The sequence below is a fragment of the Paracoccus sp. (in: a-proteobacteria) genome, from assembly GCF_030538495.1.
Taxonomy (GTDB): domain Bacteria; phylum Pseudomonadota; class Alphaproteobacteria; order Rhodobacterales; family Rhodobacteraceae; genus Paracoccus.
Map to the genome: position 1 here is coordinate 216,693 of NZ_JAUNTW010000001.1, position 21,815 is coordinate 238,507.

The 21,815-nt window shown below is 61.2% G+C and carries 21 protein-coding genes, 2 tRNA genes and 1 other RNA gene; 6 read left to right on the forward strand and 18 right to left on the reverse strand.

Annotated features, from left to right (window positions below):
• From Q4G20_RS01035 to Q4G20_RS01050, 4 genes are all read right to left on the reverse strand, one after another.
• The gene (locus tag Q4G20_RS01035) at positions 1-1,209 is read right to left on the reverse strand and encodes a beta-ketoacyl synthase (protein WP_303341433.1); all 1,209 of its coding nucleotides are present in this window, start codon (positions 1,207-1,209) and stop codon (positions 1-3) included.
• Between the two features lie 137 nt (positions 1,210-1,346).
• Positions 1,347-1,610: an acyl carrier protein gene (locus tag Q4G20_RS01040; protein WP_303341236.1), complete on the reverse strand. Its 264-nt coding sequence runs from the start codon at positions 1,608-1,610 to the stop codon at positions 1,347-1,349.
• Positions 1,611-1,623: 13 nt separating this feature from the next.
• Complete coding sequence (locus Q4G20_RS01045) at positions 1,624-2,724, reverse strand: UDP-3-O-(3-hydroxymyristoyl)glucosamine N-acyltransferase (protein ID WP_303341238.1); 1,101 nt, start codon at positions 2,722-2,724, stop codon at positions 1,624-1,626.
• A 62-nt stretch (positions 2,725-2,786) separates the two neighbouring features.
• Positions 2,787-4,352 (reverse strand): murein L,D-transpeptidase, encoded by a 1,566-nt coding sequence (locus Q4G20_RS01050; RefSeq protein WP_303341240.1) that lies wholly within the window; start codon positions 4,350-4,352, stop codon positions 2,787-2,789.
• A 300-nt stretch (positions 4,353-4,652) separates the two neighbouring features.
• Here Q4G20_RS01050 and Q4G20_RS01055 point away from each other — a divergent pair, with 300 nt between their 5' ends.
• The 3 genes from Q4G20_RS01055 (at position 4,653) to Q4G20_RS01065 (ending at position 7,304) form a co-directional block, all read left to right on the forward strand.
• Positions 4,653-5,210, forward strand: a complete 558-nt coding sequence (locus Q4G20_RS01055) for a DUF882 domain-containing protein (protein WP_303341242.1) — start codon at positions 4,653-4,655, stop codon at positions 5,208-5,210.
• A 141-nt stretch (positions 5,211-5,351) separates the two neighbouring features.
• Entirely contained in the window at positions 5,352-5,933 is a 582-nt protein-coding gene (locus Q4G20_RS01060) for a TetR/AcrR family transcriptional regulator (RefSeq protein WP_303341244.1), read from the forward strand.
• A gap of 51 nt (positions 5,934-5,984) precedes the next feature.
• A complete protein-coding gene (locus Q4G20_RS01065) occupies positions 5,985-7,304 on the forward strand; it encodes an aspartate aminotransferase family protein (RefSeq protein WP_303341246.1) in 1,320 nt (439 codons plus the stop codon).
• Here Q4G20_RS01065 and Q4G20_RS01070 read toward each other — a convergent pair.
• From Q4G20_RS01070 to Q4G20_RS01100, 7 genes are all read right to left on the reverse strand, one after another.
• Positions 7,269-10,403, reverse strand: a complete 3,135-nt coding sequence (locus Q4G20_RS01070; protein WP_303341247.1) for an efflux RND transporter permease subunit — start codon at positions 10,401-10,403, stop codon at positions 7,269-7,271. The genes Q4G20_RS01065 and Q4G20_RS01070 overlap by 36 nt on opposite strands.
• A gap of 10 nt (positions 10,404-10,413) precedes the next feature.
• A complete protein-coding gene (locus Q4G20_RS01075) occupies positions 10,414-11,529 on the reverse strand; it encodes an efflux RND transporter periplasmic adaptor subunit (RefSeq protein WP_303341249.1) in 1,116 nt (371 codons plus the stop codon).
• A gap of 111 nt (positions 11,530-11,640) precedes the next feature.
• Positions 11,641-11,715 (reverse strand) — tRNA-Val (locus Q4G20_RS01080).
• A gap of 52 nt (positions 11,716-11,767) precedes the next feature.
• Positions 11,768-12,319: a histidine phosphatase family protein gene (locus tag Q4G20_RS01085; protein WP_303341250.1), complete on the reverse strand. Its 552-nt coding sequence runs from the start codon at positions 12,317-12,319 to the stop codon at positions 11,768-11,770.
• Between the two features lie 34 nt (positions 12,320-12,353).
• A tRNA-Val gene (locus Q4G20_RS01090) sits at positions 12,354-12,428 on the reverse strand.
• A 66-nt stretch (positions 12,429-12,494) separates the two neighbouring features.
• Complete coding sequence (gene clpX, locus Q4G20_RS01095) at positions 12,495-13,757, reverse strand: ATP-dependent Clp protease ATP-binding subunit ClpX (protein ID WP_303341251.1); 1,263 nt, start codon at positions 13,755-13,757, stop codon at positions 12,495-12,497.
• A gap of 112 nt (positions 13,758-13,869) precedes the next feature.
• The gene (locus Q4G20_RS01100; RefSeq protein ID WP_303341252.1) at positions 13,870-14,502 is read right to left on the reverse strand and encodes an ATP-dependent Clp protease proteolytic subunit; all 633 of its coding nucleotides are present in this window, start codon (positions 14,500-14,502) and stop codon (positions 13,870-13,872) included.
• Positions 14,503-14,649: 147 nt separating this feature from the next.
• On the opposite strand from Q4G20_RS01100, the gene pth reads away from it, so the two are divergent.
• The 3 genes from pth (at position 14,650) to Q4G20_RS01115 (ending at position 16,370) form a co-directional block, all read left to right on the forward strand.
• Positions 14,650-15,339: an aminoacyl-tRNA hydrolase gene (pth, locus tag Q4G20_RS01105; RefSeq protein ID WP_303341253.1), complete on the forward strand. Its 690-nt coding sequence runs from the start codon at positions 14,650-14,652 to the stop codon at positions 15,337-15,339.
• 61 nt (positions 15,340-15,400) lie between these two features.
• Positions 15,401-15,772, forward strand: a complete 372-nt coding sequence (locus Q4G20_RS01110; protein ID WP_303341254.1) for a DUF2237 family protein — start codon at positions 15,401-15,403, stop codon at positions 15,770-15,772.
• Entirely contained in the window at positions 15,759-16,370 is a 612-nt protein-coding gene (locus Q4G20_RS01115) for a DUF4893 domain-containing protein (protein ID WP_303341255.1), read from the forward strand. The genes Q4G20_RS01110 and Q4G20_RS01115 overlap by 14 nt, the downstream gene beginning before the upstream one ends.
• Here the strand turns inward: Q4G20_RS01115 and trpB are convergent.
• From trpB to rnpB, 7 genes are all read right to left on the reverse strand, one after another.
• Positions 16,367-17,593 (reverse strand): tryptophan synthase subunit beta, encoded by a 1,227-nt coding sequence (gene trpB / locus Q4G20_RS01120; RefSeq protein ID WP_303341257.1) that lies wholly within the window; start codon positions 17,591-17,593, stop codon positions 16,367-16,369. The two genes, Q4G20_RS01115 and trpB, sit on opposite strands and share 4 nt — an antisense overlap.
• 69 nt (positions 17,594-17,662) lie before the next feature.
• On the reverse strand, positions 17,663-18,313 hold the full coding sequence (locus Q4G20_RS01125) for a phosphoribosylanthranilate isomerase (RefSeq protein ID WP_303341259.1): 651 nt from the start codon (positions 18,311-18,313) through the stop codon (positions 17,663-17,665).
• Position 18,314: 1 nt separating this feature from the next.
• Positions 18,315-18,713 (reverse strand): LapA family protein, encoded by a 399-nt coding sequence (locus tag Q4G20_RS01130; protein ID WP_303341261.1) that lies wholly within the window; start codon positions 18,711-18,713, stop codon positions 18,315-18,317.
• A 9-nt stretch (positions 18,714-18,722) separates the two neighbouring features.
• On the reverse strand, positions 18,723-19,007 hold the full coding sequence (gene ihfB, locus Q4G20_RS01135) for an integration host factor subunit beta (RefSeq protein ID WP_303341263.1): 285 nt from the start codon (positions 19,005-19,007) through the stop codon (positions 18,723-18,725).
• 208 nt (positions 19,008-19,215) lie between these two features.
• On the reverse strand, positions 19,216-20,895 hold the full coding sequence (gene rpsA / locus Q4G20_RS01140) for a 30S ribosomal protein S1 (RefSeq protein ID WP_303341266.1): 1,680 nt from the start codon (positions 20,893-20,895) through the stop codon (positions 19,216-19,218).
• Between the two features lie 250 nt (positions 20,896-21,145).
• Positions 21,146-21,313 (reverse strand): 50S ribosomal protein L33, encoded by a 168-nt coding sequence (gene rpmG, locus Q4G20_RS01145; protein WP_022707377.1) that lies wholly within the window; start codon positions 21,311-21,313, stop codon positions 21,146-21,148.
• Positions 21,314-21,423: 110 nt separating this feature from the next.
• Positions 21,424-21,794, reverse strand: an RNA gene (rnpB, locus tag Q4G20_RS01150) — RNase P RNA component class A.
• Between the last annotated feature and the right edge of the window lie 21 nt (positions 21,795-21,815).

Genomic DNA, 21,815 nt, shown 5'->3' on the forward strand with positions numbered 1-21,815 from the left:
TCAGGCGCGGCGCAGCGCGATCACCGCGTTCAGTCCGCCAAAGGCGAATGCGTTCGACAGCACCGCATCAACCTGCGCCTGCCGCGCCTCATTCGGGACCACATCCAGCGCACATTCCGGGTCGGGTTCCTGATAGCCGATCGTCGGCGCAATCACCCCATCACGCAGCGCCATGATGCAGGCCAGCAATTCCACCGCACCCGTGCCGCCGATCAAATGCCCGTGCATTGATTTTGTTGACGAAATCATCAGCCGATCCGCGTGATGGCCGAACGCATTGGCGACCGCCGCACATTCGGTTTTGTCATTCGCCGCTGTGCCGGTGCCATGCGCGTTGATATAGCCGATCTGATCCGGGCGCAGCCCCGCATCATGCAGCGCGCCGGTGATCGCGCGTTGCGCGCCATGCGCCGACGGCATCACAATATCCTGCGCGTCCGATGACATGGCAAAGCCCGCCACCTCGGCCAGAATGGTTGCGCCGCGCGCGCGGGCATGTTCGTATTCCTCGAACACAAAGACCCCGGCGCCTTCGCCCTGAACCATGCCGTTGCGATTGGCGCTGAAGGGGCGGCACGCGTCCTTGGACATAACGCGCAGACCTTCCCACGCTTTGACGCCGCCAAAGCACAGCATCGCTTCGGACCCGCCGGTCAGCATCACCTCGGCCGCACCGGCGCGCACCATCTGGAAGGCCAGCCCCATGGCGTGATTCGAACTGGCGCAGGCGGTTGCCACGGTAAAGGCCGGGCCACGCAACCCGAATTCCATGCTGACATGGCTGGCGGCGGCGTTATTCATCAGTTTCGGCACGACAAAGGGGTGAACGCGGTTTTTCCCCTCTTCATACACGGCGCGATAATTTTCGTCCCAGGTGTTCAGACCGCCGCCCGCCGTTCCCAGCACCACACCGGATCGCAGACCTAACGCACCTTCGAAATGCAGGCCCGATTCCTCGACCGCCTGTTTCGCCGCCAACAGGGTGAATTGTGTGAACTTATCGTAAAGCAAAATTTGCTGGCGGTTAAAGTAATCCTCGGGCTGCCAGTTATGCACCTGCGCGCCAATCTGGATCGACAGGCGTTCGACATCGCGGAAATCCAGTTGCGAAATCCCGTTGCGGCCTTCGCGGAACGCGGCCAGCGTGGTGGCAACGTCATGGCCCAGCGCGTTGATTGTCCCCGCCCCGGTAATCACCACGCGCCGCAACCCCGCCCGCACCGAATCAGGCAAAGGCCGCGTCATCGGAGCCGCGACGCCCTGATCAATGCGGGCTTCGCGTTTGGTGGCCTTGATCGCCTCGGCCTTAACGGCGTCGGCTTTTTTCTTGTCGGTTTTCTTACCGCTCATGATTTTTCCGCGACAAGGCGTTCGACGGCCGCGATGATGGATCCCATGCTGGAAATGTCGAAATCGGACTTTTCCGGTTCATTGGCGTTGAACGGGATGGTGATGTCGAATTCCTCTTCGATAGCAAAGATGGATTCGACCAGACCCAAGCTGTCGATGCCCAGATCTTCGGGCGTCGCGTCGTCGGTGATTTGGTCCGGTTCCAACATCGCCTGTTCGGCAATGATGGCGCGGATGCGGGAACGGGTGTCGTCAGTCATAATGCTCTCCTGTTCAGCCCTTTTCCAACAACTTTGTAACAGTTTCTTGAAGTTTGGCGACCTGTTCGGCCAAACGCGGCAAACGGCGCGTGGCTTTTTGAATATCCATCTGGGTTTCCATCTTAACCGCCGGATTGCCCAGAATCACGCGCCCCGCCGGAACGCGGCTGAAAATTTTCGTAGCCCCCCCGGCGATCACATCATCGCCGATCTGGATGTTGTCCGACACGCCGCATTGACCGGCCAGAACAACCCGGTTTCCGATGCGGGATGTCCCGGCAACGCCCACCTGCCCGCACAGCAGACAATCATCGCCCACCGTCACATTGTGGCCCAGATGCACCAGATTGTCGATTTTTGTGCCATGCCCGATCCGAGTCGCCCGGATTGTGCCGCGGTCAATCGTGGCATTCGCGCCGATTTCGACATCATCGCCGATGTCGACCCCGCCCAGCGAATGAATCCGCGTCCAGTGCTGTTCAGTAATATCGTCGCGCGCGCCAAGTGTCCGGCGGATCTGTTCGATCCCCGATTCCTGCGGCGTGACGAATGAAAACCCGTCGCCGCCAATCACCGCGCCGGGCTGCACGATCAGACGGTCGCCCGCCGTCACGCCATGCCCGATCCGAACGCCGGGATGGATCAGCGCATCCGCGCCGATGCGGCTGCCGCGACCGATGCTGACATGCGCGCCGATGCGGGCGTTCGGGCCAATGACCACACCCGCGCCAATCACAACAAAGGGCGCAATCCGCGCGCCGTCCCCAATCTGCGCGGTCGGATCAATCACGGCGGACGGATGCACACCGTCGCCAATATCGGGGCCGGGGTCAAAGGCGCGGGTTAACCCCGCCATCACCAGACGCGGGCGCGGGGCAAAGATCGCCGCGCGCAGCCCGTATTCCGCCGGGTCCATCCCCTGCGCCAGAATCGCGATGCTGCCGGGCTTCAGCGCGGCGGCGTATTTCGGCGACATGGCCAAAGCAATCTGACCGCCCGAGCCGCCCACCGGATCGGTCTGCGCCGGTTCGCCCGCGCCCGTGACATGCAGAGACAGATCGCCCCAGCTGTCGGCATCCAATGCGCGCGCCAAATCGCCAACTGTTACAGCCATTGCGGCCCCCTTTCGGCCTTTGGTTTATCGGGTTTCAGACAGCGGTGCCAGCGTGAACCGCCCTAACCACCAATGCCCGCGCGCTGCATGGCGGCCCAGACGCGCCCGTCGCGCCCGTAAACATCGGGAAAGGTTTGCAACCGCCCCGACGCATCAGGCCAGGTGGTGAAATAGACCAGATGCACCGGCACGCCGGGATTCAGCTTTAGCCAGGTTTCGCGTTTGCTGTCCAAGGCGCGGCGGAACATCGCTTGCGGGTTATCGGTCTGTTGCGACAGCAACGCATAGGCCAGATCGAACGGATCGCCAATGCGGATGCAGCCGTTGGAATGGGCGCGCATCTGTTGCCCGAACAGCCGTTTCGTCGGCGTGTCATGCAGATAGATGTTCCAGCGGTTCGGAAAGATGAACTTAACCAGCCCCAGCGCGTTATCATCGCTGGGCTGCTGACGCAGACGATAGGGGAAATTCTGCGCCGTGAACCGGCTGAAATCAATTTGATCGCGCGGGACAACGCGGCCGCGATTATCCACGACCTCAAGATGCGGGACGGCGTTTCGGTTGGCCTGCAAGCGGGGCAGATAATCGCGCACCGTCATAGAACGCGGCACATTCCATTGCGGATTCACCACGACATGGGCCATCACGTCGGAAAATTCGGGCGTGCGCATGTCGGGATCATCCTTGCCCACAACGCTGCGGGTGCGAAACACCTCGACCCCGTTATCTATGATGGTGGTAGAGTATTCGGGGATGTTCACCCAGACCTGCCGCGCCATCGGGTCGGCATCCGGCATCCAGCGCAACCGCTCCATCGCGATCAGGATGCCGCGCGTGTTGCGGCCCTGCGCCATGTCGCCATTCAGCCGCGCAATCGTCTGAGGCCCCGCCACGCCATCCACGGGCAACCCCGCCGCACGCTGATACAGCATCACCGATTGCAGCAACCCGTCATCGTAAACGCGCGGATCATCCGCCGGGCTGTCAAACCCGATCGAGGCCAGACGCACCCGCATCGCGGTTACGTCATCGCCCTCCATCCCGTGCCGCCACAGCCCCGACGGCACGCGCGGCAGATGCGCCGGAACCGCCAGCCGTTCATCGCCCACCAAGGCGCGCTGCAACGCGAGATAGGCCGGATGGCGCGGCTGCACCCCGTCCAACGCCGCCGGATCGGCCACAATATCGTTCATCAGGCCGGGAATCGACGGGCGGTTCGGTTGGAATTTGATGTCAGGATCCGCGGCACCGGGGCGGATCACGCCGCCGGTCATGTCGCGCAGATACAGCGCCAATGCGCGGGCATAGCTCAGTTCGCTGTCGTCCAGATCATAGCGCGCGGACGGAATCCCATGACGCGCCGACGCGTTGATCGCGCCCCGCACCGCATCCCGCAAAACCGCCGATTCGGGCGCGGTGAACACCGGCACCAGCCCGCGCGAACCATAAAACGCCGCCAAATCAGGGTTTGGCGCAATCTGGCGGGCAAACGCCATTTCCCCGGGGGTAAAGTTCAGCCGTGGCGCTGCCGCCACAGGGGCCGCCCCCACCGGCGCCGTCTGAGCCACCGCAAAAACCGGCACCAGACAGGATACCGCCAAAATCACACCATGAATCGCGCCGCGCATGACCATCCATTTCAAAAACCCGGCGAATATCGCATAAAGCTGCGTTTTTGAACAGCCCCGCCCCCACTGCGGCACAGCGGCAACAGGGCGCGGCGTTTGCATCACAGCAGGCATCAGACCGGTTCCATCAAAGGTTTATTTAGGCGGACTATTGCCGAAAAGTGTTAATTTCCGGTTGATGCGCGTATTCCTGTTTCGCCAATGCGCTTTTTTTGACATAATTTTAACCAATCAGGCGGTAAGCCTTATGCACTGCGCAAAGCCGTGCGGGACGAACGAAACAGGACAGGCGATTCTGACATGACCAACCTTATCTCGCGCCGTGGCGTTTTGGGTGTGTTTGCAGCAACCACCGTGGCCGCCGCGCCGGTAATGGCAAACGCGTTCGGATTTTTGCGCGGGGCCGGCGATATGCGCCGCGTGCGCATGTATTCAGGCCGGACGGGCGAAAGCATCGATACCGTATATTGGGTTGACGGGCGTTACGTCCGCGAAGCCCTGAACGAAATCAACAAATTCATGCGCGACTGGCGCACGGGCGAAGTGATCGGCATTGACCCGCGCACCATCGACATCGCGTCGGCCTCGGCCCGGCTGATGCAGACGAACGAACCCTATATGATGCTGTCGGGCTATCGCTCGCCGCGCACAAACGCGATGCTGCGCCGCCAGTCGGGGGGCGTTGCGCAGAATTCGCTGCACATGACCGGCAAAGCCGCCGATCTGCGTCTGAAATCGCGGTCGGTGAACCAGATGTATCAGGCCGCCGTGTCCTGCCGCGCGGGCGGCGTGGGGCGCTACAACCGGTCAAACTTTGTTCATATGGATTGCGGCCCGGTTCGCAATTGGGGCAGCTAAGCCCGGATCAGACGCCGCCCCTTGGGGCGGCGTTTTTCGTTGGTGGTGTGTGGTTTACGCGACGGCGGGGTTGACGTTGTAAACATATGGCTGCATGGCCATGAGATTGATTAAACGATTTCCATCATAACGATTTGTAGCATGCAGACCATTAACCCAAGGCGTTACCGCATATCCAAAACCATTCAGGCCGCTGCAATCGAACTGGCCATGCGCGACGGTTTGTCGAACGTCACCACCGAATCCATTGCGCGCCATGCCGGGATCAGCACGCGGACGTTTTTCAACTACTATCCCTATAAAGAAGCCGCGCTGATGGGGCCGGGTTTGGCCTATCCTGCGGATGCGGCGGCTGAATTTGTGGCAGGTGCGGGACCGTTAATGGACGATGTGCAGCACCTGATCCGCGCGCATCTGCGGCGGTTTTTGGACGAACGCACCATGCTGGGCAATCTGCTGAAGCTGTCGGAAACCGACCCCAAGCTGAGCGCGCTGATGAACAGCGGAACCATCGCGCTGCGCACGCAGATGCGCAACCTCTTGGCGCTGCGTCTGCCGGGCCAGCCCGCCCCGGTCATCGAGATTCTGGCCGCCGCGATTGTCGCCGCAACGACGGATGCCACACGCAGCTGGACGCGCGGCGAGACCAACGACTTTATCGCCGAGGCCGAAGCGAATCTGGCCATGATCCTGCCCGCCGCCGAACTGCTGGCGCGGGATTGACTGCGCCCCGCCGGGTGTTAGCCTGACGGCAGATTTGCCAAAGGGAACCCCATGACGCCGAACCACCGCCCTGCCCCGAACGATCTGAACGCGTTCTGGATGCCCTTCACCGCGAACCGCCAATTTAAATCCGCGCCTCGGATGTTGGTTGCGTCGCAGGACATGCATTATACATCCGCCGATGGGCGGCAGGTGCTGGACGGCACGGCGGGGCTGTGGTGTTGCAATGCCGGACATTGCCGCCCGCGCATCACGCAGGCGGTGCAGGATCAGATCGGCACGCTGGATTACGCGCCCGCATTCCAGATGGGGCATCCGCTGGCCTTTGAACTGGCGAACCGCATCGTGGACATCGCACCCGACGGGATGGAGCATGTGTTTTACTGTAACTCCGGTTCCGAGGCCGTTGATACGGCGCTGAAAATCGCGCTTGCCTATCACCGCGCGCGGGGCGAGGCGACGCGCACCCGGCTGATTGGCCGCGAACGGGGCTATCACGGGGTTGGGTTCGGCGGGATCTCGGTCGGGGGGATCGTGAACAACCGGCGCCATTTCGGCACGATGCTGGCCGGGGTGGATCACCTGCCGCACACGCATCTGCCCGAAAACGTCTTTACCAAAGGTCAGCCCGAACATGGCGCGCATCTGGCCGATGATCTGGAACGGATCATCGCGCTGCATGGTGCGGAAACGATTGCCGCCGTGGTCGTGGAACCGATGGCCGGATCGACCGGCGTCTTGATGCCGCCGAAAGGGTATCTGGACCGCCTGCGCCAGATCACGCAGAAACACGGTATCCTGTTGATTTTCGACGAAGTTATCACGGGCTTTGGCCGCTTGGGCAGCCCCTTTGCCGCACAGCATTTCGGCGTGATCCCGGACATGATCACCTGCGCCAAAGGGTTAACGAATGGCGTGATCCCGATGGGGGCGGTGCTGACCTCGGCCGCGATTCATGACGCGTTCATGCAGGGGCCGGATCATGTGATCGAATTGTTCCACGGCTATACCTATTCCGGGAATCCGGTGGCCTGCGCTGCGGCCATCGCCACGCTGGACACCTATGCCGACGAAGGTTTGCTGACCCGCGCCGCCGAATTGGAAATCTATTGGCAGGATGCGTTGCACAGCCTGCGCGATGCGCCGCATGTCGTGGATATTCGCAATATGGGCCTGATCGGCGCGGTCGAGCTGGCCCCGATCCCCGACCAGCCCGGCAAGCGCGCCTTTGACGTGTTCCTGCGCGCGTTCGAAGCCGGCATCCTGATCCGCACCACCGGCGACATCATCGCGATGTCGCCGCCGCTGATTATCAGCACGGCGCAGATTGACGACTTAATCGGCACCTTGGGGCAGGTTCTGCGCGGCTAAGCGCCGTTTCGCGCGGCGTTCATCGCGCCGCGCGGACGCCCGTTCGCGCCGCCGCCCGTCCCACGCCAGCAGCGTCGGCGTCAACAACAGTGTGACCACCGTCGCCACGGCCAGACCGCCCGCGATCCCGGTTGCCAGCTGAATCCACATCTGCCCCGACGGCGCGCCCAGAAACATATCGCGCCCCACGAAATCGACGGTCAGACCCATCACCATCGGCATCAGCCCGACAACCGTGGTTAACGCGGTCAGCATCACCGGGCGGAACCGTTCTGACGCGGCACGCAGCGCCGCCGCATCCGGGCTGTCCCCCTGCCCGCGATATTCGTTATAGGCGTCGATCAGAACGATGTTGTTGTTTACCACAACCCCGGCCAGAGCCATGATTCCGATCCCACTCATCACGATGGAAAACGGTTCCTGCCGGATGATCAGCCCCAGAAACACCCCGGCGATCGAGAATATGATCGCGGTCAGGATCAGGAAGGTTTGATAAAAGCTGTTCATTTGCAACAGCAAAATCATAAAGGTCAGGAAAATCGCCGCGACAAAGGCTCCCATCAGGAAGGTCATCGCCTCTTGCTGGTCCTCAATCTCGCCGCCGAAACGGATGGTGACGCTGTCGGGCAGGTCTGCCGCGTCAATCGCGGCACTGATCCGCGCCAGTTCCGCGTCCAGCGTGCTGCCGGGGGCCAGATCCGCCGACAAGGTTTGCGTTTCACGGCCCGCCACGCGCGTAATCGCCGCAGGCGCGGGCGCGGGGATGATCTGCACGACATTCGAAATCGGCACCTGACCGATCGGGACATTCACCCGCATCGTCGCCAGATTTTCGAAATTGCGCTGTTCGGGCGGGTAGCGCAGGGCGATGTCCACCTCATCATCGGCGAAATCCGGCAGATAGGTGCCCAGATTAACCCCCGTCGTCAGCAGCCGCACTGCGGTGCCGATGGTGTCCATATCGACACCGAAACGAGCCGATTCCTCACGATCCACGACCAGACGGATTTCGGGATTGGGGCGCGGCGTGTCGTTGCCGATATCAACGAATGTCCCCTGTTCCAGCATCAGACGTTCGACCGTCGCGGATGCCTGTTGCAGCGTGGCGCGGTCGGATGCCGACACCTCGATCTGGACGGGACGCGACGCGCCGGGGCCAGAGGCCGCCGCCTCGACCTGAATGGTCAGGCCGGGAACCTGTTCCGCAAATGTCCGCATCTGCGCGATCAGCGCATCCGACCGGGAACGCAGCTTCCAATCCACAAACTCGACCTGAATTTGCCCGATCACATCGCTGGACACATTCGCGCGCACCCGCTGTTCCACCGAACCGATGGTGCGGGCATAGACGCGCTCGATCCCGTCCAACCCCACCAGCTGGTGTTCGACCAGCTGGACCAGCCGGTCAGCCTCATGCACGGACAGGTTGCCATCGGCCTGAATCTGAACCTGCGCGCGTTCGGCATCGGTTGACGGGAAAAAATCCACCCCGCGCCCCAGCTGGCCATAGGCGTAAAACACCACAAGCAACGACAAAATCGACAGGCCAAGCGTCGTCGCGGGGCGCGCAATCGTCCATGCCGCCACGCCGTCGATCAGCGATCCACGCGGAGCGGTCGGCGGCGCATCGGCACCTCCGCCCAGAATCCCGCCCAAAACTGGCACAAAAATCAGCGCCATAATCAATGACATAGACAAAGTGGCGATCATCGTCGCCGGGAAGTAAAACATAAACTGGCCAGCCATGCCCGGCCAGAACAGCAGCGGGAAAAACACCGCGACCGTGGTGGCAATGGACGCGGTGATCGGCCATGCCATCCGTTGCGCCGCCTGCCGGAACGCGTCAAAGCGGCTGTGACCCTGCGCGATCAGGCGCTCGGCCATTTCGACCACGACCATGGCGCCATCAACCAGCATCCCCACGACCAGAATCAGCGCGAACAGCACCACCACATTCAGCGTAAAGCCCAGCAGCCAGACAATCAGGATGCCGCCCAGAAACGACCCCGGAATCGCCATGCCCACCAGCATGGATGCCCGCACGCCCAGAAACAGCACGGTAATCAGCATGACCAGCACAACCGCCGCGATGACGTTGTTTTGCAGATCCGACAGCAGATCGCGCATTTCGACCGACTGATCGTTCATGAAATCAACCGCGACCTGTTCGGGCCAGTCCGCCGTGCGCTGCGCCACAAGCTCACGCACCGCCGCGACCGTATCAATCACATTCGCGCCCGAGGTTTTGCGCACGTCGATAACAAGCGCGGGCTGCCCGTCGATGCGGGCGAAACTGATCGGGTCTTTGAAGGTCTGGCGCACCTCGGCCACGTCTTGCACGCGCAGAACGGTGGGGCCATTGACCAGCACCGGAATGGACATGATTTCATCCATCCGCACAACCGTGCCGGGGATCGAGACCCCCAGACGCCCCGCCCCCGTGTCAAACGACCCCACCGCAATCAATTGGTTATTCGCGCGCACCGCCTGCGCCAGTTGCCCCGGCGAGATGCCATAGGTTTCCATGGCCAAGGGGTCGATCAGCACCTCTAACTGGTCGTCGCGTTCGCCGGTCAGGTCGGCCTGCAACACGCCGCTGACGGTTTCGATGGCGTCCGACAATTGCCGCCCCAGCCGGATCAGTTCGCGTTCCGGCACCTGCCCCGACAGCGCCACCGTCAGAATCGGGAACATCGCCATGTCGATTTCGCGCACAAACGGCCCATCCGCGCCCGGCGGCAGGTCAGGGCTGGCGTCGTCCACGGCGTCTTTGACCGACTGCAACGCCTCATCCTGGTCAAAGCCGGGGCGAAATTCCAGCGTGACCGAGGCGAACCCCTCGGCCGCCTTGGTTTCCATCCGGCGCAAACCCTTTAGCGAATTGACTTTGCGTTCAATGGGTTCGGCCAGCAACTGCGCCGCGTCCTGCGCCGACACCCCGGAATAGGTGGTGTTGACGATGAATGTCGGAATGTCGATTTCCGGCATCGATTCCTTAGGGATCGTGATATAGGCCAGCGATCCCGACAAAAGCAGCGCAATCAGCATCAAAATCATGGTGCGCGCGCGCGAAAACGCGCCAGAAATCAGGCTGTTCATCACCGCCCCCTTAATTCGCGGCAATCGCTGCGGGCGCTTCACCGCCCACAACGGAACGGTATTCGTCGGGCGTTTCCGACACCTGCACCTTTTGGCCGTCATTCAGCGCGCCTTGCGAAATCGTCACGATCCGCAGCTGATCCGGCACCCCGGTGATCCAGATGCCATCCGCGCGCGCCTGCACAATGTTCACCTGCTGAAAACGCAGCGTTTCGCCGTCCTCATCAATCGCCATCACGCCGATGCGCCCGCCATCATCCAGCCGGATCAGCGCGGGCGAAATCCGATGCGCCCGCTGGTCCTGCAAAGCCAGCGAAATTTCCGCGCTCAGCCCGGCGGGAACGGCGTTGTCGGGGTTCGGCACCTCTAATTCCACGCGGAAGGTGCGGGTTTCGGCCGTGGCCACGGGCGCGATAAAGCTGATGACACCTTCGGCCTGAATCCCGCCCTGAAACGTCACATTTGCCACCTGCCCCAGCCGGATCGAGGTGATTTCGTTCTGGCGCACCTCGATCTGCGCCAGCAAGGGATCGTTGTTGACGACCTCCAGCACCTCGGCCCCGGCTTGGACAAAGCTGCCGGTTTCCGCCATCACGCGACTGATCGTGCCGGAAATCGGCGCGCGCAGGGTCGTATTTTCCAGTTCGAATTCGGCGGCGCGCAGGCTGGCACGGGCTGATTCCAGCTGAGCGAACCGGGTCAGAACCTCTGATTCGGCCATCACACCGCGGCTGCGCAGCTGTTCAGCGGTGTTGTAGTCACGCTCGGCCGAGGCCAAAGCCGCCGTTGCCTGCGCCACACCCGCGCCGCGATTATCGGTGGACAGCTGGCCCAGATCATCCCCGACCGTCACGGATTCCCCTTGCCGCGCCACGGTTTCCACAATCCCGCCCGTGCGCGCACGCAGCACAGAAACTTGATTCGGAACGATATTTCCAAAAAGCGACACGCGCGGCGTGATCGTTTCGGCATGGCTGATGCTGGCGGCCACGCGCGGCGTAGCCGGTGCCGCCCGCACCGTTTCGACCGCCGGTTCACGGTTCAGCATGCCGCCACCGATCCAGAACACAAGAAAGCCGATGATCGCCAGAAAAACCAAATGCGCAGACGAAAAATAGCGGGTCATGCCTGTTCCTGATCGGGTAACGTCAAAATCCCGCCCTAAATGGTGGTTGCGCCACCCTAGGTCAACAGCAAGCATCCGCAAAACGCCGCGTCATTTGCAATTAAGTGGAAATGGTAGCCCGTGACAGATTCGAACTGCCGACCGGCCCGGTGTAAACGGGACGCTCTACCACTGAGCTAACGGGCCATTCCAGAACCCGTTCTATGCCCCGACGCGCGCGCGGGTTCAAGCCCAAATCTTAGCGCCAGGTTTCCGAACGCCCGCCCCGAATAACATGCAGCGCGCCCTGGATAACACGCGGCTGATCCAGCGGTTCGCCGGTCGTCAGGTGCCAGATCATGCGCAGCGTGACGCCATGCGTCACGATCATCGCGGGCGCGGTCAGGTCGGCCAGAAAATCAGCGACCCGCGCGCGCAACCCGCTGAAATGTTCGCCGCCGGGAACGCGATCATACCAATCCAGCCAGCCGCCGGTAAACAGATCGGGATGATCGCGGCGCAGATCATCGGCGCGCTGCCCGGCGGCGATGCCGACATCAATTTCCATCAACCGGGGATCGGTGCGAAAGGGTGCGTTAAACACGATCCGCGCGGTGTCCTGCGCCCGGCCCTGCGGGCTGCTGATGCGGTCGGCGGTGAGGCCTGCGAATAACGCGGCCTGCTGTGCGGCCTGCCGTCGGCCCAGATCGGTTAACGGCGAATCCAAACGCCCCTGCATCCGGCGTTCTCGGTTCCAGAGTGTTTCACCATGACGCATCAGATACAGGTCAGGAATCATCTGGGCGTCCATGAAAAAGCCCCGCCAATTCAGGCGGGGCGAATAATGGTGGGCGATAACGGATTTGAACCGCTGACATCTTCGATGTGAACGAAGCGCTCTACCGCTGAGCTAATCGCCCGGTTCGCGTCGTCTATCTGTTACGATCCGCCTTGGCAAGAGGTGTGCGGCATTTTTTCCGCGCCAATCACCCCGCCGAGGCATTTTCCTTTTTGCTGTCGGAATGGATCAGCAACGGTTTCGACGCGGCGTTTTCGACGGCCTCTTCGTTGACGACAACTTCGTCCACGCTGTCCAGACCGGGCAGATCGAACATGGTGTCCAGCAAAATGTCTTCCATGATGGACCGCAGGCCGCGCGCGCCGGTTTTGCGTTTGATCGCGCGTTTGGCAATCGCGGTCAGGGCGTCGTCGGTAAAGGTCAGCTTGACGCCTTCCAGATCGAACAGGCGCTGATATTGTTTGACCAATGCGTTTTTCGGCTTGGTCAGAATGATGATCAGCGCGTCTTCGTCCAGATCGGTCAGCGTTGCGATGACGGGCAGGCGACCCACAAATTCGGGGATCAGGCCGAATTTCAGCAGGTCTTCGGGTTCCATCACCTTGAACAATTCGCCCACGCCGCGATCGTCGTTTTCTTTGACATTCGCGCCAAAGCCCATCGCCGTGCCTTTGTTCCGCTGGGCGATAATGCGATCCAGCCCGGCAAAGGCGCCGCCACAGATGAACAGAATGTTCGTCGTATCCACCTGCAAGAATTCCTGCTGGGGATGTTTGCGGCCACCCTGCGGAGGAACGCTGGCAACGGTGCCTTCCATGATTTTCAGCAAGGCTTGCTGAACGCCTTCGCCCGACACGTCGCGGGTGATCGACGGGTTGTCGGATTTGCGCGTGATTTTATCCACTTCGTCGATATAGACGATGCCACGTTGCGCGCGTTCGACGTTATATTCAGACGCCTGCAACAGCTTAAGGATAATGTTTTCAACGTCTTCGCCGACATAACCGGCTTCGGTCAGCGTCGTGGCGTCGGCCATGGTGAACGGCACATCCAAAATCCGCGCCAGCGTCTGCGCCAGCAGGGTTTTCCCGCAGCCGGTCGGACCGATCAGCAGGATGTTCGATTTCGCCAGCTCAATATCGGTTTTTGACCCATGGTTCAGGCGTTTATAGTGGTTGTGGACCGCCACCGACAACACGCGTTTCGCATGTTCCTGCCCGATGACATAATCATCCAGCACGCCACAGATTTCGCGCGGCGTCGGAACGCCCTCGCCCGATTTCAGGCCGCTGGATTTCGTTTCCTCGCGGATGATGTCCATGCACAATTCGACGCATTCATCGCAGATGAACACGGTCGGGCCTGCGATCAGCTTGCGCACCTCATGCTGGCTCTTGCCGCAAAAGCTGCAATAAAGCGTGTTTTTACTGTCGCCGGACTGGTTCGCCATCGTCCACTTTCCCTATCGTCGCGGCCATTGCGCCGCACCCGGCGCGCGTCAGACGCGCACCATCCAATTTGCCTATGTTACGGATGTGAACGTCCCGTCACAATCCCATAACTTATTTTTGGTCCGCATCCGCTTTGCCGCGCGGTGCCAGCACTTCGTCGATCAGACCCCAGTCTTTCGCCTCTTCGGGCGACATAAAGCGGTCGCGTTCCAGGGCCTGTTCCACCTCGTCCAGGGTGCGGCCGGTGTGCTGAACATAGATTTCGTTCAGGCGACGCTTCAGCTTTTCGGTTTCGCGGGCGTGGATCAGAATATCGGTCGCCTGCCCCTGATACCCGCCCGATGGCTGATGCACCATCACGCGGCTGTTGGGCAGCGAATACCGCTGACCCTTTTCGCCCGCACACAGCAGCAGCGACCCCATCGAGGCCGCCTGCCCCACCACCAGCGTCGACACCCGCGGGCGGATATATTGCATCGTGTCGTAAATCGACAGCCCCGAGGTCACAACCCCGCCGGGGCTGTTGATATACATGCTGATTTCCTTGGACGGGTTTTCCGCCTCGAGGAACAGCAGCTGCGCACAGATCAGGGTGGACATGCCGTCATGCACCGGCCCCGACACGAAAATAATCCGTTCCTTCAGCAAGCGCGAGAAGATGTCATAGGCCCGTTCCCCGCGGCTGGTCTGTTCAACCACCATCGGAACAAGCGTGTTCATATAGAATTCTGCCGGATCGCTCATCTTCTGTCCTTGCTTTGGGTCACGCGATGATTCGCACCATCCCGCACCCCTGTTTTACCGCTCAAAGGTTGACAGAGTCTTAGTAACCGGCAAGGTCCACCGCAAGGGATGGAACACACCAGAACGCCCCAAACGCAGGAAATGCTGATGAAACTGATTGTTGGCCTTGGGAATCCGGGGCAAAAATATAATGAAAATCGTCACAATATTGGTTTCATGGCACTGGATCGGGTCGCTGATGACCACAATCTGGGTCCGTGGAAGTCGCGTTTTCAGGCCCATGTGATCGAAGGGCGGCTGGGTGATACCCGCGTGATGTTGCTGAAACCGCAGACCTTTATGAACCTGTCCGGGCAATCCGTGGGCGAGGCGATGCGGTATCTGAAACTGACGCCCGCCGATGTGATCGTGCTGCATGACGAATTGGATCTGGCGCCGGGAAAGGTGCGGGTCAAACAGGGCGGCGGCCATGCCGGGCACAACGGGCTGCGGTCGATTCACCAACATATCGGGGCGGAATATGGCCGGGTCCGGCTGGGCATCGGCCATCCCGGACACAAAGATCGCGTGGCGGGCTACGTCCTGTCGGATTTCGCCAAGGCCGATCAGGATTGGCTGGATGACGTGTTGCGTGGGCTTTCGGACGGCGCGGCGGCACTGGCTGCGGGCGACGGCGGGCGGTTTCAAAACGCCGTCGCCGCGCGCGTAGCCCCCGCCCGCAACAGCGGCACTGCCCCGGAAAAACCCGCAAAACCAGCAAAACCGGCACTTGAACCCGCGCCAGAACCCGCCAGCTTTGCCGACCGGCTGCGCGCGCTGACGGATCGGTTCAAATGATCGCGCAACCGCTTGGCCTGCGCGCCGCACCACGTTAGCCTGCCCAAAAAGGGAGGCACGCATGGAACCATCCGTTAACGTCCTGGGCGGGCCGTTGCAGCCCTGTTCACGTGATCCGATGACCGGGTTTTACCGCAATGGCTGCTGCGATACTGGCCCTGATGATCGAGGCAGTCACACGGTTTGCGTGGTGGTCACGGATGAATTTCTGGCCATGTCGCGCTATCTGGGCAACGACCTGTCCACGCCGCGCCCGGAATTTCAGTTCCCCGGCCTGAAACCCGGTGATCGCTGGTGCCTGTGCGCGTCGCGGTTTTTGCAGGCGGCGCAGGAATATGCCGCGCCGCGCGTCGTTTTGGAATCCACGCATCGCCGCGCCTTGGATATTGTGCCGATCGAGTTACTGAGGAACCACGCCTATGAGCCTGAATAAATTCGCAATTATCGTCGCTCTTGCGGCATTTCCAGCATGGGCGCAGACCGATCACTCCCGCGCCCTGCCCGATGGCACCAGCCTGCGCGCCGATGACCTGAACCGTCTGACCAATCTGAATGGCAGTCTGGGCGGAGCCTTGCGGCAGTCCTTTGCCAGTGGCGATCCGGCGGCGGTTGGGTTGCTGACCTATGCGTTATCGGGCAAGGCCGTGCCACCGGCGCAGGCGCAGGGCTGGCTGTCCGGCGAATGGAATTGCCAGATGATGAAGCTGGGCGGCGGCATCGGGCTGACGGTTTATCAGCCGTTCCGATGCCACGCAGGCATGAACAGCTTTGAAAAACTGACAGGTTCCCAACGGACTGTGGGAAAAACCTATATCTGGAAAGATCAGTTGATCTATGTCGGGACAGGCTTTATCGCAGGCGACACGCCGCCGCCCTATGCCCATTTGCCCGAGGCCTTCGACCACCGCATCAGCCCGCAACGCGCGCCCGAAGTCGGCGTGATCGAGATGATCAGCCCAAATCAGGGGCGGATCATCTTTCCCGCCCCCTATCTGGAATCGCACACAAATGTGCTGTTTCTGACCCGTTAGGTGGCGATATCCACGCCCAGATGTTTTGCGACGGTAAAGATGTCTTTGTCGCCGCGCCCGCACATATTCATGACGATGATATGATCGCGCGGCAAATCCGGGGCGATTTTGATGACATGGGCCAGTGCGTGGCTGGGTTCCAAGGCGGGGATGATGCCTTCTTGCGCGCAGCACAGTTGGAACGCGGCTAACGCCTCGGCGTCGGTAATGCTGACATATTCGGCGCGGCCCACATCTTTCAGCCACGCATGTTCGGGACCAATGCCGGGGTAATCCAGACCGGCGCTGATGGAATGGCCTTCCAGAATCTGGCCGTCATCATCCTGCAACAGATAGGTGCGGTTGCCGTGCAGCACGCCCGGACGCCCGCCGATCAGGCTGGCGCAATGCTGCATGGCGTCGTCCACGCCTTTGCCACCGGCCTCGACCCCGATAATGCGGACCTGCGGGTCGTCAAGGAACGGATAGAACAGGCCCATGGCGTTCGACCCGCCGCCAATTGCGGCGATGATGGTGTCGGGCAAACGGCCTTCGCGCGGCATGATCTGTTCGCGCACCTCTTTGCCGATGATCGACTGAAAATCCCGGACCATGGCCGGATAGGGATGCGGCCCCGCAACCGTGCCGATGCAATAAAACGTGTCGCGCACATTCGTGACCCAATCACGCAGCGCGTCGTTCATCGCGTCCTTCAACGTGCCGCGACCGCTGGTCACCGGCACGACCTGCGCGCCCAGAAGCCGCATCCGAAACACATTCGGCGCCTGACGTTCCACATCATGCGCGCCCATATAAACAACGCATTGCAGCCCGAACCGCGCGCAGACGGTGGCGGTCGCAACGCCGTGCTGCCCCGCGCCGGTTTCCGCGATGATCCGCGTTTTCCCCATGCGCCGCGCCAACAGGATCTGACCCAGCACATTGTTGATTTTATGCGCGCCGGTGTGGTTCAGCTCGTCCCGCTTCATGTAAATCTTGGCGCCGCCCAGATGTTCGGTCAGGCGTTCAGCGTAATAGAGCGGGCTGGGTCGGCCAACATAATGCGTCCACAGATCGTCCATTTCCGCCCAAAATTCAGGATCGGTCTTGGCCTTTTCGTATTCCGCCTCCAGATCCAAAATCAGCGGCATCAGGGTTTCGCTGACAAAGCGCCCGCCATAAATGCCAAAGCGGCCCTGCTGGTCGGGTCCGTTCATAAAGCTGTTCAGCAGATCATCGGCCATGTCGCGCGCCCTTGCGGTTGGGATATGAGTATTTTTGCACAGAAGAAACCGGCCCGTTGTTCTTAGCCGCTAAGCCGAGGCGGTAAAACCCCCGGCGGCGTTAACAAAAGCGCGGATCAGGGCGGGGTCCTTAACCCCCGGCGCGGTTTCAACGCCGGATGACACATCGACCATCGGCGCGCCGGTCAGGCGGATGGCCTCGGCCACGTTGTCGGGGGTCAGACCGCCCGCCAGCATCCACGGACGCAGCCACCTGCGCCCGGTCAGCAGCCGCCAGTCAAAGGCCAGCCCATTGCCACCCGGCAAATCGGCGTTTTTCGGCGGTTTTGCGTCCACCAGCAGCAGATCGGCCACGACGCCGTAATCGGTCAGTTGCGGCAGATCGGCGGGGTCGCGTATGCCGATGGCCTTCATCACCGGCAGGCCGGTGCGGGATTTCACCTCGGCCACGCGGGCGGGGGATTCGGCACCGTGCAGTTGGATGATGTCCAGCGGCACCTGCGCCAGCGTGGTTTCCAGTTCCGCGTCATCGGGGTTCACGAACAGCCCCACCCGCGCCACGCCAAATGGCACATCGACCGACAGCGCCGCTGCCTGTTCCACCGTCACCGCGCGCGGGGATTTCGGGAAAAAGACCAGCCCAACGAAACGCGCCCCTGCATCGGCGGCGGCGCGTATGTGGTCAGCGCGGGTCAGGCCGCAAATCTTGGCCTGCGCCATGTCAGCGGATGGCAGGCAGGGCCGCGCCGGTTTCCGGGGCGGCGGGGGCCGTTTCCGGTGCGTCCAGAATCGCCACGACCTCATCTTTGGGGGCGGCGTGGCGAGTGCGCAGCAGGCCCAGTTCGTTTTCCAGCTGATGCACGCGTTCGCCGCGGATGCGGGCCTGATGGCGGATGCCCGCTTCGCGCAGCCATTCCCAGATCAGACCGGACAGCATCCCCGCGGCAAAGGCCACGAACACGACCAGAAACAGCGGCAGGGTGACCGCCCATGTGCCGCCCAGAAAGCGCCCGAAATCAGCCGGGAACAGCGACAGCGTGACCGCCCCGCGATTGGCCAAGGCAATGCCGACCAGCAACAGTGCCAGAACGGCCACGAAAATCAGACGGATAAAGCGCATCAGTCCCCCTTACGCCTCGCCGTTCAGGCGGTCGCGCAGCAATTTACCGGTTTTGAAGAAGGGAACGTGCTTTTCGTCCACCTCGACCGATTCGCCGGTGCGGGGGTTGCGGCCGGTGCGGGCGTCGCGTTGTTTGACCGAAAACGCGCCAAAGCCGCGCAGTTCGACCCGATCACCCCGCGCCATGGCATCAATGATTTCGTCGAATACGGTGTTCACAATCCGTTCGACATCGCGCCGGAACAGATGCGGGTTTTCGTCAGAAATTAACTGGATCAATTCGGAACGGATCATCTTTCCCCACTTCGCCGCGTATCGGTGATGTTGATTGTGGCATGATGCCATATTTCAACGCAACTTAGAAGCCGCTGGTTTCATAGGGTTGCCAGCTTTGCCCCTGAGGCGCAAGCGGTTTGCGGTCTTTTGCGCATCTTTCGTCCGGCGCCACGCAAAAGCCCGCCCCGGCACGAACCGGGGCGGGCCAAAATCAGTCAAAGCGCAATCAGTTGCCGCGGTTCAGCGCAGCGCCCAAGATGTCGCCCAGCGACGCGCCCGAATCCGAGCTGCCGTATTGGTCGATGGCTTCTTTTTCTTCGGCGATTTCGCGGGCTTTGATCGACAGGCCCAGACGGCGGGTTTTGGTGTCCACGTTGGTCACGCGGGCGTCCACTTTGTCGCCGACCTGGAAACGCTCGGGGCGTTGATCCTGACGGTCGCGGGCCAGATCGCTGCGGCGGATGAAGGATTTCACGCCGTTGAATTCAACCTCGATCCCGCCGTCTTCGATGGCGGTGACTTCGGCGGTGACAACCGAACCACGTTTCACGCCGTCAACAGCTTCGGCCATGCCTTCATTTTCCAAGGCTTTGATCGACAGGCTGATGCGTTCTTTTTCAACGTCAACGTCTTGGACGACGGCCTTAACCATGTCGCCTTTGCGGAAGTCCTGAATCGCGTCTTCGCCGCGCGCATCCCACGAGATGTCCGACAGGTGAACCATGCCGTCGATGTCGCCGTCCAGACCGATGAACAAACCGAATTCGGTGATGTTCTTGACTTCGCCTTCGATATTGGTGCCGGTCGGGTGCGTTTCGGCAAACACTTCCCACGGGTTGCGCTGCGTCTGTTTCAGGCCCAGCGACACGCGGCGTTTGGCTTCGTCGATCTCCAGAACCATCACTTCGACTTCTTGGCTGGTCGAAACGATTTTGCCCGGATGGACGTTTTTCTTGGTCCACGACATTTCGGAAACGTGAACCAGACCTTCGACGCCAGCTTCCAGTTCGACGAACGCGCCGTAGTCGGTGATGTTGGTCACGCGGCCCTGATGGACGGTGCCGATGGCGAATTTTTCGCCCACGGTATCCCACGGATCGGCCTGCAATTGTTTCATGCCCAGGCTGATACGGTGGCTGTCTTTGTTGATCTTGATGACCTGAACCTGAACCGATTCACCGATCGTCAGGATTTCCGACGGGTGGTTGACGCGGCGCCATGCCATGTCGGTGACGTGCAGCAGGCCGTCAACGCCGCCCAGATCCACGAACGCACCGTATTCGGTGATGTTTTTCACAACACCCTGCACCGACTGACCTTCGGTCAGGTTGGCGATGACCTCGGCGCGCTGTTCGGCGCGGCTTTCTTCCAGAATGGCGCGGCGCGACACAACGATGTTGCCACGGCGGCGGTCCATTTTCAGGATTTGGAACGGCTGTTTCAGACCCATCAGCGGGCCGGCGTCGCGCACGGGGCGCACGTCAACCTGGCTGCCCGGCAGGAACGCAACAGCGCCGCCCAGATCAACGGTAAAGCCGCCTTTGACGCGGCCAAAGATGGCGCCGTCAACGCGCTCTTCTTCGGCATAGGCTTTTTCCAGACGATCCCAAGCTTCTTCGCGGCGGGCTTTTTCGCGGCTGATGCTGGCTTCACCGCGGGCGTTTTCCACGCGGTCCAGATACACCTCGACCTCATCGCCAACGGACAGCTGGGCTTCTTCGCCGGGATTTGCGAATTCTTTCAGATCAACGCGGCCTTCCATTTTATAGCCGACGTCGATGATGGCCTGACCTGCCTCGATGGCGATCACGCGGCCTTTGACAACGCTGCCCTCATCGGGGGTGTCAATTTCGAAGCTTTCGTTCAAGAGTGCTTCAAACTCTTCCATCGTCGCTTTAGCGCACATGCGTATTCAGTTTCCTTTGTGTCTGTTACTGGCCTGACGGTTGGCTCCGCCGGTCTTTATGGGGTCGTTCGGGATATGCGAAAGGGTCGCGGCAAACGCCGGACCCGTGACATAAGCGGCCTGTTCTGACCTTATCACCCAAAGACTGCGGCCCCTCTACACCAACACCGCAGGAATTTCAAGGCCGTTCACAACGCAAAAAGGCCGCAACCTTACGGCGCGGCCCTTTTGGAATCCGTCACAGGCGATCTTACTTGATCTTGCCTTCTTTATATTCGACGTGCTGACGAACGACCGGGTCATATTTGCGAACGGTCATTTTTTCGGTCATCGTGCGGGCGTTTTTCTTGGTCACATAGAAGTGGCCGGTCCCGGCGGTCGAGTTCAGCCGGATCTTGATGGTGGTCGGCTTCGCCATGTTATTGCTCCTGCTTCGGGGCAATCGCGCGCCGCAGCCCCCATAGAATTCGTTGAAAGCCGCTTTCTAGCCAGAATCGCGTCAAAGTCAACGCCAAATTGCCGAAATTTCTGTGCAGGGGGCCTGTAAGCCGGATTTTGTCCCCCGCCCAAGGCGGTTGGATGACCATTCATCTTGTCCGGCGGTTGCCCGACGGATCGTGCTGCCTACCCGGATCTGCTGGGGCAAGGTGGCCCTGCGGGTGTCCCGCGCGCGATCCCTATTCGGCATTGCTCCCGGTGGGGCTTGCCATGCGGCGTCTGTTGCCAGCCGCCCGGTGGGCTTTTACCCCACCGTTTCACCCTTACCTGCGCGGACGCAGGCGGTTTGTTTTCTGTGGCGCTTTCCCTGGGGTTGCCCCCGCCGGGCGTTACCCGGCACCGTCACCTTATGGAGTCCGGACTTTCCTCAGCATTGCTGCCGCGGCCATCCAGCCCCCTGCATGGGGGGATATGGCGGCTGT